This window comes from Proteus hauseri, from assembly GCF_004116975.1.
Lineage (GTDB): Bacteria > Pseudomonadota > Gammaproteobacteria > Enterobacterales > Enterobacteriaceae > Proteus > Proteus hauseri.
In genome coordinates this window covers 2,849,308-2,862,084 of the sequence record NZ_CP026364.1, presented here as the reverse complement: position 1 = coordinate 2,862,084, position 12,777 = coordinate 2,849,308, and the positions used below count along the sequence as shown (strand labels likewise).

General features: G+C 37.6%; 9 protein-coding genes. 1 reads left to right on the top strand and 8 read right to left on the bottom strand.

Annotation, left to right across the window (positions count from 1 at the left end):
• The first annotated feature begins 311 nt into the window (after positions 1–311).
• On the top strand, positions 312–1,196 hold the full coding sequence (locus tag PH4a_RS13015; protein WP_129040295.1) for a BPSS1780 family membrane protein: 885 nt from the start codon (positions 312–314) through the stop codon (positions 1,194–1,196).
• Between the two features lie 65 nt (positions 1,197–1,261).
• Here PH4a_RS13015 and allD read toward each other — a convergent pair whose 3' ends face one another.
• The 8 genes from allD to PH4a_RS12975 form a co-directional block, all read right to left on the bottom strand.
• The gene (gene allD / locus PH4a_RS13010) at positions 1,262–2,311 is read right to left on the bottom strand and encodes an ureidoglycolate dehydrogenase (protein ID WP_129040293.1); all 1,050 of its coding nucleotides are present in this window, start codon (positions 2,309–2,311) and stop codon (positions 1,262–1,264) included.
• Positions 2,312–2,595: 284 nt separating this feature from the next.
• Entirely contained in the window at positions 2,596–3,420 is an 825-nt protein-coding gene (locus PH4a_RS13005; RefSeq protein WP_129040291.1) for a MetQ/NlpA family ABC transporter substrate-binding protein, read from the bottom strand.
• Positions 3,421–3,475: 55 nt separating this feature from the next.
• A complete protein-coding gene (locus PH4a_RS13000; RefSeq protein ID WP_129040289.1) occupies positions 3,476–4,162 on the bottom strand; it encodes a methionine ABC transporter permease in 687 nt (228 codons plus the stop codon).
• Positions 4,163–4,179: 17 nt separating this feature from the next.
• Positions 4,180–5,166 (bottom strand): methionine ABC transporter ATP-binding protein, encoded by a 987-nt coding sequence (locus tag PH4a_RS12995; RefSeq protein WP_129040286.1) that lies wholly within the window; start codon positions 5,164–5,166, stop codon positions 4,180–4,182.
• A 298-nt stretch (positions 5,167–5,464) separates the two neighbouring features.
• Positions 5,465–6,754, bottom strand: coding sequence for a serine--tRNA ligase (serS, locus tag PH4a_RS12990; protein ID WP_129040284.1), 1,290 nt, complete (start codon positions 6,752–6,754; stop codon positions 5,465–5,467).
• A 135-nt stretch (positions 6,755–6,889) separates the two neighbouring features.
• Complete coding sequence (locus PH4a_RS12985; protein ID WP_129041905.1) at positions 6,890–8,239, bottom strand: replication-associated recombination protein A; 1,350 nt, start codon at positions 8,237–8,239, stop codon at positions 6,890–6,892.
• 7 nt (positions 8,240–8,246) lie between these two features.
• Entirely contained in the window at positions 8,247–8,855 is a 609-nt protein-coding gene (gene lolA, locus PH4a_RS12980; RefSeq protein WP_129040282.1) for an outer membrane lipoprotein periplasmic chaperone LolA, read from the bottom strand.
• 112 nt (positions 8,856–8,967) lie between these two features.
• Positions 8,968–12,648 carry a DNA translocase FtsK 4TM domain-containing protein gene (locus PH4a_RS12975; protein ID WP_129040280.1) on the bottom strand — a complete coding sequence of 1,227 codons (3,681 nt, stop codon included), beginning with the start codon at positions 12,646–12,648 and terminating at the stop codon, positions 8,968–8,970.
• Between the last annotated feature and the right edge of the window lie 129 nt (positions 12,649–12,777).

Sequence of the window (12,777 nt, the reverse complement as noted above, 5' to 3'; positions counted from 1 at the left end):
GCAAAATTTAACAATAAGAATTTAATTATCCACAAAAAACCAATAGATGAAATATTTTCTTTTATTATCAACTTTAATAACTCAAATATATCTTACAGCTATAAATAAATGTGCTCGTTAAAAAATAGTGACTGCTATTTCTATTTTAAATTTACTAATAACATAAAAAAGTACTTATCAGATAAGTAAAATATATTAAGATTATCCTGAATCTATATTCAGTTGAATACTGTTGATTAATAACAAAACAAAAAGATACTATAGTGCTCTTATATTTATAAACAAAAGACGTTGTGATTAAGGTAAAGGAAATGGAACAAGACAAGAATTCATCGCTAACAGAACCACAAGAGGTATTTACACCTATTCCTCAAGCTAGAGGCTCTTCTGGTGGTACTCGTTGGTTAGGCCTAGGATGGGATTTAGTAAAAGAACGTTTTTGGATGTGGATCGCCGTTATTATCATCTACTTTGTGGTTAGTTTAATTATTTCGGGTATTCTCGGTTTAATTCCACTTATTGGCCCACTGCTTTCTCCTCTTATTTCAGCTGTATTAGCTGCTGGTATTATCAGCATCGCCCATCAACAATACGAAACTAAGCGCCTTGATCTTGATAATTTATTTTCAGGATTTCATAACAAACGCTATATCAGTTTAATGGGTGCTTATTGTATTAGTGCACTTATTCTTATCGCTGGCTTTATTGTTGCAATACTCGTCAGTGGCTCTGCAATAATGGATATCTACTATGCTATGGATGGTGGCTATTTCTCAGACCAGTATATTGAAGAGTGGTTAGTCTATAACTCCTCATCATTTAGCTTATTTTTTATTATCATTGCTGTTTTTGGTGTTATTAGCACGGCGGCTTACTGGTTCGCTCCTGCTTTAATTTTAGTTAATGGCTACCGAGCAATTCCAGCAGTTAAAGCAAGTTTAGCGGCAGTTAAAGCTAACCTATTTGGTGGTTTCCTATTTTTTGTATTATTACTCATTATTATCGTTATTAGTGTGATCCCATTTGGTTTAGGATTACTGATTACTATCCCTCTTTCTTATACCGCAATGTATGCTTCATATCGTGATATTTTCTATCATCATAATGCAGGTAATAATACCAATAGTGGCAGCGGTGGTTCCCCTGTTTCATTAAATAAAACAGCTGAATCCAATATCGGAAAATTAGTGAGTTAATACAATATTATAAATTAAATAAAAAACAGTAGTGAATATACCCTACTGTTTTTTTATTACTTAAATTAACTCGCAAACGGGTTTTTATTATCATATGAATGGTTAAATAACGAATCAGAGATTAAATAATCATAAATTTCATCAACAATCTCAATACCTTCTTGTTCTGTTCTTCTCTCTTCTATTTGACTGTTCTCTCCAGGATATAATACTTTTTCAATTCCTTCTGCTGGCTTAATGTCATTAAGTTCACCCATTACTTGAGAAATATGCTCTCTAAATAAGGTGGCATCAGTAAAATAGGCAGGATTAATAACTATATGTAATTGCCCTAATTCACGCCCTTGCGTTAAATCGTGATACATAGAACTAACCTGTTTACCAAAAGGTAAGCCAAGAAGGATCCCCGATAACACATCAACCATCATCATTAGGCCATAACCTTTAGGTCCAGCAATAGGTAATAAACCTTTTACAGCAAAGGGATCTGTTGTCGGTTTTCCCGTTTTATCAACAGCCCAAGTATCAGGAATTTCAGCGTGACGTGAACGAGCATCAAGTACTTTTCCCCATGCTTGTACTGTGGTTGCCATATCAAAAGTAATATGTTTGTCGCCTACTCCTGGTGCAGAAAAGGCGATAGGATTAGTGCCATAATAAACTTCACTGCCGCCAAATGGCACGACCATTGGATCTGACTGACAAAGAGATATGCCTATCATTCCAGCTTGTGATGCTTGCTCAACAAAATAAGACAGCGCACCACTATGCCCAATGCGTCTTACTCCTACAACAGCGACGCCCTTTTGTGTTGCCATTTCAATAGCGCGTTCCATTGCCTCTTTTGCCGCAACATGACCTGCGCCATTATCACCATCAAACACCGCACTGCAAGGTCCTGTTTCTGTATAAACAAAGTTAGGTGTGGTATTTGTGCCACCTTTACTAATACGCTCTGCATAATATTCAACACGTACAGCACCATGAGAATGAATTCCTTTAGCATCCGCATGTACTAATACATCAGCAACCGTATCAGCATGAATTTGATTAAGTCCTGCAAGATGTAATTTATTTTTTATCAGTTGATGTAACTGTTGTTTGAAAATTATCATAAGATATGCTCTTTTTTGTAGGGTTCTAAATAAATAGAATTATCAAAAACAATAAAATATTGCTGATAAATCCGAGCGATATCCTCAATGTAGCAGCATAAAAAGAAACTGCTGTGATCAGCTTAGCTGATAAAGTATTGCGTTATATTTTTGTTAAATAACCATTTTTTTATTAAAAAGCTTTTAATAATAACCGTATTAATAAATGAAAAAGTGGAATAATTGCTTATTCCACTCTGGTTAACATCATCTCAATAAGTAATTTTTTATTTACGATTAAAAAATTACGGAACGGGAACTGCCTCTCCTTTAAATTTTTCAAGAATAAACTGTTTAGTTGCAGGAGCCCGTAGTTCTTCCATTAATTTTGAAATACGTGGATCATCTTTACTTTCTTCTCTTACTACTACTACATTAGCAAATTTACTATTTGCGGCAGGTTCGGTATAAATCACCTCTTTAGTTAAATCTAAACCGGCATTAATAGCAAAGTGTCCATCAATAGAAGCGATATCCGCTTCACCATTTTTATAAATTTGTGGTAGTAGTGGTCCATCGTAAGTAAATAAAAATTTAATATTACGTGGGTTTTCTACAATATCATCAATAGTTGAATCGTCAGGATCAATACCTGAACGCAATTTAATTAACCCCTCATCTTGAAATAATTTTAAAATATGTCCATGCTGTGCCAGATTATTGCTACTAATCATTTTTGCACCATCGGGTAAATCTTGTAAGCTTTTATATTTTTGTGAGAAAAAACGATAAGGATGCATATGTACAGCACCAACAGAGACTAAATTCCAATCTGGATGATCTGCTAATGTTTTATTTAAATAAGGGACATGCTGAAAAAAGTTAGCATCTAATTCTTTTTCGGCTAAGGCTTGATTAGGAATAATATAATCATTGAAAACTCTAATATCTAATTCCAGCCCATCCTTTTTCAATTGCGGTTTAATAAATTCTAATATTTCCGCATGAGGTGTACTGGAGGCACCAATAATAAGTTTATTTTCCAGCTTTTCATCTGTTGGTTTACAAGCAGATAGAGCCAAACTAACAAGCAGCAGCGAACCCAGTTTTTTAAATACTGTTAATCTCATTTTTATGACCTTTATTTTAAATTTATTTTTAATACACCCTGTGATTTATTTTTTATTAACGTTTATCTATGCTGCGTACTAAGCTGTCTCCTATTAACTGAATACATAAAACAATCAGTAAAATAACTAATGTAGCAACCCAAACAACATCACTATGGCTACGTTGAAACCCTTCTAAATAAGCAAGATTTCCTAATCCACCGGCTCCAATAGCACCAGCAACAGCTGTTCCACCTACTAATGAAATCAGTGTTACTGTTAAACCCGAAATTAAAGCCGGTGAAGACTCTGGCAATAATACTTTAAAAACTAATGTAGATAAGTTGGCACCCATTGATTGACTTGCTTCAATAACACCTTTATCAACTTCACGTAGTGCTAACTCAACTAACCTCGCATAGAAAGCCGCCGCTGAAATAACTAATGCAGGTAATGCTGCGTTAACACCTAAAATTGTTCCAACTACCCATTTGGTAAATGGGAAAAGAAGAATAATTAATATGATAAAAGGTACTGCTCTAAATATATTAACAATAAAAGAGAGTATTCGATAAATAAAAAGCTGCTCTCTCTTTCCTTCTTTGGCTGTTAAAAATAGAGCTACGCCAATTAATATTCCTAATACGCAAGATAATGCACCAGAAACTAATGTCATATATAAGGTATTTATTGTTTCTTCGCCTAATACATTTAATTTTAAATTAGGAAAATAAATAAATGACCACTGTTGTATTCTATCCATATTAAGTTACCGCTATATTAAAGTATTGCTATATTAAATTTATTATTTTTAAGATACTGAATAATCTCATTTGATTTATTAGTTAATTGCAAATAAATAAAACCATTTTCTTGTGAGAAATTACCCCTTACTAGTTTAATAGGCTCATTAAACTGAGAAACTAAGTCATAAAAAAGATAATCAAATTTTTTATTTTCTTGTAATAATAAACGGATCACGGTACCTTGCTGTTTTATCTTTTCAATATCATCTATATTATCTGTAATATACGCTGTCTGTGATAAAAATTGCTGTGTTACTTTATGTTTTGGTTTATTAAATACATTTTTTACATCGCCTTGTTCTATTATTCGCCCTTGTTCTATTACCGCAACTTTGTTACAAATTGCTTTCACCACTTGCATTTCATGAGTAATAAGAACAATAGTAATATTCATTTTTTTATTTATTTCTGCTAACAACGATAATATTGTTTGTGTTGTTTTTGGATCTAATGCCGATGTAGCTTCATCACACAACAAAACATCAGGATTGTTAGCAAGAGCACGAGCAATACCAACACGTTGTTTTTGTCCACCACTTAGCGTCGATGGATATTCATCTGCTTTATCAGTTAAACCAACTAATGCCATTAATTCATCAGCACGCTGATGACGTTTTTGTCTATCAACACCCGATACTTCTAATGGAAATTCAATATTTTCTCTAACAGTGCGTGACCATAGCAAATTAAAATGCTGAAAAATCATACCTATTGAGTGACGTATTTTTAGAATTTCTCGTTCACTGCTGGTTGTTATATTGTGTTTTCCTACAATCACCTCACCGTTTGTTACTGGCTCTAAGCGATTTAATAAACGGATCAGACTACTCTTTCCTGCACCACTATAGCCAATGATGCCAAAGATATCTCCTTGTGCAATGTTGAGGTTAATATTATTCACAGCAACAGTTTGCTTTTTTCCTCGGCGATAAATTTTGCTGACATTTTTTAGCGTTATCATTTTCTACTCACTTTTAATTGGATTTCTAGACGTCTAAACATCTAGAAATCCAAACTAATGATAATCTGTGAGATTGTCAAGAAAGTAATAAAGAATAAATAAACTTTTAAAATATATCATAGGATTAAACGTTATCTTTTAAGCCTAATATTGAATTTTATCTCTAATATTTGCAATATAATTAACACTTTATATTGTTATAACGGATACTTTAAGATTATAATTTTATTGCAGATAATAAAAAACCCTCTGTAAAAACAGAGGGTTAAATATTTACATCATATTAATTATTTGAAAATCAACCGATGTATTCTAAACCATTCATATAAGGGCGTAGCGCTGCTGGAATTTCAATACGGCCATCAGCCATTTGATAGTTTTCCATAATAGCAACCAATGTACGACCTACTGCTAATCCAGAACCATTTAAGGTATGAACTAGTTGAGTTTTCTTATCACCTTTAGAGCGGAAACGCGCTTGCATACGACGTGATTGGAAATCCCAGCAGTTAGAGCATGAAGAGATTTCACGATAAGTATTTTGAGCAGGAACCCAAACTTCTAAATCGTATGTTTTACGAGCACCAAAGCCAATATCACCCGTACAAAGTACAACTTTGCGATATGGTAGATCCAGCAATTGCAGGACTTTTTCTGCATGGCCGGTTAACTCTTCTAACGCATCCATTGATTTTTCAGGATGAACGATTTGAACCAATTCAACTTTATCAAATTGGTGCATACGGATAAGACCACGAGTGTCGCGTCCGTAAGAGCCTGCTTCTGAACGGAAGCAAGGTGTATGTGCTGTCATTCGCAGTGGTAAATCGTCTTCATCAAGAATAACGTCTCTTACCATATTTGTAACCGGCACTTCCGCTGTTGGGATCAGTGCATACTGACTTTCAGCTTCTTCTTCTAGTGGTTTAGTATGAAAAAGATCACCACTAAATTTAGGTAATTGACCAGTACCATACAGTGTTGCGTGGTTTACCAGATAAGGAACATACATTTCCTGATAACCATGTTCTTCAGTATGAAGATTTAACATGAATTGAGTAATAGCACGATGCAAACGTGCAATTTGTCCTTTCATGATAACAAAGCGCGAACCGGTAATTTTAACTGCTGAAGCGAAATCTAAACCATCAGTTAACTCACCTAAAGTTACATGATCTTTTAATTCAAAATCGTAAGTTTTAGGTGTTCCCCAACGAAAAACTTCAACATTTTCACTATCGTCTTTGCCGTTTGGTACAGCGTCGTCAGGCATATTCGGGATAGTTAATGCATAATCACGAATTTCCGCTTGAAGTACTTCAAGCTCTGCTTTTGCAGCTTCAAGTTTGTCACCTAGCAGATTAACTTCCTGACGAAGTGGCTCAATGTCTTCACCACGCGCTTTGGCAGCACCAATGGACTTCGATCGGGAATTACGTTCTGCTTGCAGGGATTCGGTTTCAACCTGTAACACCTTACGGCGTTCTTCTTGTTGACGGATTTTTTCCACATCGAGGGTGAACCCCCTGCGAGCCAGTTTTTCGGCGACCGCGTCTAGCTCATTACGCAGTAGATTTGGATCGAGCATGCTTATCCTGTGCTTATCGATAGATTAATAAAAACCTTCTCTACGACTATATAAAAATACTCGTTATGTGATAAACACATATGAGAAAAGGCATAGTTAAGAAATTAATGATATTTAAACAACCTTACCGCATCTTTACAATTTACGATAGCGTTTTGTCGTACTATTTTGATCTTGCTGAGTAAGCCAGTCTAATTTCTCAGCAACCTTGATCTCTAGCCCTCTTTGAGCTGGATAATAATACTGAGTATTTGCCATTTCTTCAGGGAAATAGACCTCTCCTGCGGCATAAGCATTAGGCTCATCGTGTGCATAACGATATTCTGCACCTAGCCCCATTTCTTTCATTAATTTAGTTGGGGCATTGCGTAAATGGGCAGGAACATCGTAATCAGGCCGATTTTTTGCATCAGTTAATGCTGCTTTGTAAGCAGTGTATACTGCGTTACTTTTTGGTGCACAGGCTAAATAAACGATAGCTTGTGCAATTGCACGTTCACCTTCAGCCGGCCCTACTCGGGTAAAACAATCCCATGCAGCAATAGCCACTTGCATTGCTCGCGGGTCTGCATTACCGACATCTTCTGAAGCTATTGCCAGTAATCGACGAGCAACATAAAGCGGATCTCCCCCAGCTGTAATAATCCTTGCATACCAATAAAGAGCAGCATCAGGCGCAGAGCCTCGTACCGATTTATGTAAAGCAGATATAAGATCGTAAAATCTGTCGCCTTTGTTATCGAAACGGGCACTTCGCTCACCGCTAATTTCTTTTAGCAACTCAGGCGTTAAAGTGCGTTTTCCTTGGCTATCGATTTCAGCCATATCTGCCATCATTTCAAGCAAGTTCAGAGAACGTCGCGCATCTCCATTCACTAACTCAGCAATCATTCTGCGAGTATCATTAGGTAGAATTATATTTCTACCTCCTAAGCCACGTTCTGCATCATCTAATGCCTGCTGTAAAACTTGCTCAATATCTGCTTCAGTAAGTGATCTTAATAAGTAAACTCGTGCTCTTGAAAGTAATGCAGAATTAAGCTCAAAAGAGGGATTTTCTGTTGTCGCACCAATGAATGTGATCGTGCCATCTTCAATGTGCGGCAAAAAAGCATCTTGTTGGCTTTTATTAAAACGATGAACTTCATCCACAAATAAAATAGTTCTACGCCCTGCATTTCTATTTTGTCGTGCGATCTCAATAGATTCTCTGATCTCTTTAATACCCGATGTCACCGCAGATAGTCGCTCAATATCCGCTTGTGCATAACGTCCTATAATTTCAGCCAGTGTTGTTTTACCTGTCCCTGGCGGACCCCATAAGATCATCGAATGCAATTGACCCCCTTTAATTGCACGAGGGAGAGGCTTTCCTTCAGCAAGTAAATGTGTTTGGCCAATATATTGCTCCAGCGTTTCAGGTCGCATTCTTGCGGCTAAAGGCTGAAATTCATTGTGTGAAAAATCGAGCGATAAATTACTCAAAACATCCTCACTGACGTTGGTCATCCACAGTGACACCAGCAGGTGGCGTAAAGCGGAAGGTTGATGCATCGATAGGTGCAACAGTTTGTGCTGTTAACTGATAATTACTGACTTGACCATCTTGCTCTGTGGCAGCAAATTGCTGAATTTGCCCATTAGGTAATACTGTAATAGTAAAGTGTTTTAAGTTATTTTCTGTTTTAGGCGTTAACTCAAAACGATCACCATTTTGTTTTACTTCATAATGTTGCCACTCTTTGCTGTCATTACGTGCAATTAACATAAATGGCGTGTTGGTTGTTGCGCTTTCAAGCCAAGTTGCCGTTACTTGTTCAACAAAAGGATTATAAAACCAAAGTGTTTTACCATCAGAAATTAATGTGCTTTCATCAGGTGCAGTCATTTGCCAATTAAATAAATCAGGGCGTTGTACCTTTAAGTGACCTTCGCCTTTTTGGATTAATGCACCTTCGTTGCTTGTTACTGTTTGGCTAAAATTAGCTTGAAAGCTATTCACTTTATTTAAACGTTGCTGTAAGTCTTGGCGAGCATCAGCCCAAGTAACTTGGCTAGCAAATAATGTTATTGCACACGCTGATAGTAATATTTTTTTCATTCCACAAGCCCTCGGCATGAGACAACGCCGACATAATGTCGGCGCATGATTTATTAATGATGATGCAGATTACCATGCTAGTTAAGTCGCTGATAACTGTGTTTTCAAGATATTACATATCTGAAGAGGGTGGCGCTAGTACTTCTCGGCTACCATTGTGTCCTGGTGAGCTAACGATATTTTGGTTTTCCATTTGCTCAACAATTCTTGCCGCACGGTTATAACCAATTCTAAATTGGCGCTGAACCCCAGAAATAGATACACGTTGTTTGTCGACAACAAAGGCAACTGCTTGATCAAACAATGGATCAAGTTCTTCACCATCATCAAATCCACCACTATTTTCGCCTTCTTCACCACATTTAGTAATAGCTTCAATATACTGTGGACGACCTCGTGCTTTCCAGTCTGTCGCTACAGCATGTACTTCGTCATCACTAACAAATGCACCATGTACACGAACAGGAACTGCACCATTAGGGGCATAAAGCATATCCCCCATACCTAATAATGATTCTGCACCTGCTTGGTCCAAGATAGTCCGCGAATCTATTTTACTTGATACCGTAAACGCAATACGGCTTGGAATATTGGCTTTAATAAGTCCAGTAATAATATCAACTGAAGGACGTTGGGTTGCCAATACCAAGTGAATACCAGCTGCACGCGCTTTTTGTGCTAAGCGAGCAATAAGTTCTTCTACTTTTTTACCTGCGGTCATCATTAAGTCGGCAAACTCATCAACGATAACAACAATGTATGGTTCTTTCTCAAGCATTGGCATAGTCGGAGACATACTATCTGTTGGTTTCCAGAACGGATCAGGAATTGGCCGTCCCATTGCTTCAGCTTCTTTGATTTTCTCGTTATAACCCGCAAGGTTACGCACACCAAGCGCGGACATCATTTTATAACGACGCTCCATTTCGGCCACACTCCAGCGTAGCGCGCTCGCTGCATCTTTCATATCAGTAACAACTTCCGTTAAAAGGTGTGGAATACCTTCATACACAGAAAGCTCAAGCATTTTCGGGTCAATCATTATAAAACGAACATCTTCTGGTTTCGCTTTATAAAGAATGCTGATAATCATTGCATTCACACCCACTGATTTACCTGAGCCTGTTGTACCCGCTACAAGTAAATGAGGCATTTTAGCTAGATTAGCAACAACAGGCTGCCCACCAATATCTTTACCTAATACAACCGTTAATGGCGATCCCGTGTCACGGAATTTATCGCTATCTAACAACTCACGCATATAAACCGTTTGGCGTTTTTTGTTAGGTAATTCTAACCCGACATAAGGTTTTCCGGGAATAACTTCAACAATACGAACTGCAACAGCAGACAGAGAACGCGCTAAATCACGAGAAAGATTCGAGATACGAGCTGCTTTTACACCCGGTGCTAATTCAAGTTCAAAGCGAGTAATAACAGGTCCTGGAGAAATACCAACAACTTTGGCTTTAACGCGATAATCGTTAAGTCGTGCTTCAATAAGGCTTGCGATACGTTCTAATTCAAACATATCAACAGGCTCTTCTTCTATTGGTGGTGTTGTCAGCAAATCCAATGATGGCATTGGTGTTGTTGATTTTGGCAATGGCTGATCATTACGCATCAGTAATGGATGAATAAGAGATTGTTGCTGTTGCTGTTGCTGTTGCTGTTGCTGTTGCTGTTGCTGTTGCTGTGCAAAATGTTGAACCATATTAGATTGAGGTTCAATATCTGCTTGCGGTGCAATATTTTGTTTAACTGCCTCAGTAATAATTGGAATAAATACAGGCTCGGCGGGTTCTTCATCTAAAAGATCATCAATAGGTGAAAACGCCTCTAATGCTGAAAGATTTTCTTTTAGCTCAATAGTCGGGCTGTACTCTTCTTCTTCGTCATCACGGGGTGATATTTGCAAAAATGCATTACTGGTTGGGTAATTCATTTTTTTTGCTATCTCATTTGTCTCTGGCGCTTTAGGCGTCGATTGTGATGCAAAAGAATGTTGAATATGTGGCTGATAGCCTGCTACAACGGGTTGTGTGGTTGATGCAACTGCTGCCCCTATTGTTGATATTTGGGGCAAGATTTCATCATCGTCTTCAAATGGAGCATCATCACCATAACGCGCTTGCAACTGTTGTTTAAACTGCGCCGCAAGTTGCTGTTCTTCTTCATCAACCTCGTTATCATCGATTGACGAAAAAGTATTTTCTGTAATGGTTGGCTCAAAATCATTGTGATTATTTTGCTGATAGTCAGGCTTCAGTGCATCTGATTCGTTATGTCGTTGTGAATCATCTTCACCATAACGTTCACGTTGTTGTTCAAGAAATTGCTGACGCAGTTCTTGCTCAAAATTAGCTTGTTCTTGAATATCTTCAAGCTCATTTTCAGATCCTGGCTGAATAGCCTCTTCTCGACGACGTAGTTCAGCTTCTCGCTGAGAAGGAATATGAATGCCATATAATTCACGGCGGGTAGGTAAACGGACGGGATTGGGTCTAGGGAGTTCTGGCCCTAAGCCTTGTTTTACTTGTGCTGCATGAGCAACAACTGCACTCGTTGCCACACCTGCTGTCGCCGATGCCGTTTGAGCAAAAGAAGCCCCCTCATTTTCAGACGATAATGTAAAAGTCGGCTCTGCTCTACCCACACTAAATGCGTTTTCTGCTGGTTGTTGAGTCGATATTGTCGTTCTATCTTCAGTAAATGGTGAAAATGAAGGTACAACTTCTTGTACTACTGAAGTTACTGTATCCGCTGCTTCTAACGGTGTTTCTGTTTTCAAAAATGCTTCGGGAATATCAAAACGATAATGCTCAGGCTCGTCATTTAATTGTTCTGTAGTTTGTTGAGCATAAACAGGTGTTTCAACTTTAGCTGTATTTGAGGCTGTTGCAACATTTAAACTAGATTCAATTTCAGGTTCTGCTGCCAATTCAGCACGTTCGTTTGTGGCTGAGAAAGAAGGTAAATTGAGATTTTTTTCTGTCTCTTGTTGTAAAGAATCAAGATCTTTTTGACGAGCTAGTTCAAGTGCCGATGGTGCAGAAAATAGAATATCGTCGCTATCTTCAGCCGCAGTTATTTGTTGTTCGTTATTTTTTTCGGTATCTTCGATAAAGTCATCAGTTTGCTCTTGTGCTTCATCTTCATCATATTCTGCTTCATGTTGACCTCGGTTAGTAATAAAGCCAAGACCACCTAAAATAACTGCACCAATTTTTTCAGTAATGGTCAACCATGACCATCCGGTGAATAAAGTAAAACCAATAGCCCAAACAGACAGCAATGCAAGCGTTGCACCTAATAGATTGAACCACGGTAATAAAGCTTTGCTAAATAAGCTACCAATAACCCCGCCTGAGCTAAAATTATAGATATCATCAAAATTAAGATCTGCTAATGCACAAGATGTCAATATCAACGCTAAAGCGCCAATTGTTCTTAATGAAAGCGAGAAGAAATCAGTATATTCGCGATTTTGTTGATAACGTAAAGAGTTCCAACAACCCAATACCACAACAACTGGGATAGCATAGGCAAGTAAGCCGAAAGCAGAAAATAGTATATCAGCTAACCATGCCCCGATATTGCCGCCTAAATTTTGAATAGGCTCATTCCAAGTAGTTTGTGACCAACTCGGATCAGAGGGATTAAAGCTAAATAGCGATACCATTAAAAAGATAGCACCGAGGCCAATCAATATGAGAATAGCTTCCCAAACACGACGACGGTTGCTTATCTTGGTCAAACGAATATTTTTATCTTCTGTATATTCCTGGCTCAAAGAGGGCTCTCCAGGTTTAGCTTAGGGTTAAAAGTTAAAACGGAACAACGCTGAGATATCCCAGCGTTGAAACTGTATGCATAAACAGGAGTGTACCTAAAATTTTCCTATTTTGCACCAACCTATTAG

Excerpts from the sequence above, each read along its gene's own strand:
- serS (WP_129040284.1), bottom strand. The coding sequence starts at position 6,754 with ATGCTCGATCCAAATCTACTGCGTAATGAGCTAGACGCGGTCGCCGAA.
- PH4a_RS13005 (WP_129040291.1), bottom strand. The coding sequence starts at position 3,420 with ATGAGATTAACAGTATTTAAAAAACTGGGTTCGCTGCTGCTTGTTAGT.
- PH4a_RS13000 (WP_129040289.1), bottom strand. The coding sequence starts at position 4,162 with ATGGATAGAATACAACAGTGGTCATTTATTTATTTTCCTAATTTAAAA.
- allD (WP_129040293.1), bottom strand. The coding sequence starts at position 2,311 with ATGATAATTTTCAAACAACAGTTACATCAACTGATAAAAAATAAATTA.
- PH4a_RS13015 (WP_129040295.1), top strand. The coding sequence starts at position 312 with ATGGAACAAGACAAGAATTCATCGCTAACAGAACCACAAGAGGTATTT.
- PH4a_RS12995 (WP_129040286.1), bottom strand. The coding sequence starts at position 5,166 with ATGATAACGCTAAAAAATGTCAGCAAAATTTATCGCCGAGGAAAAAAG.
- lolA (WP_129040282.1), bottom strand. The coding sequence starts at position 8,855 with ATGAAAAAAATATTACTATCAGCGTGTGCAATAACATTATTTGCTAGC.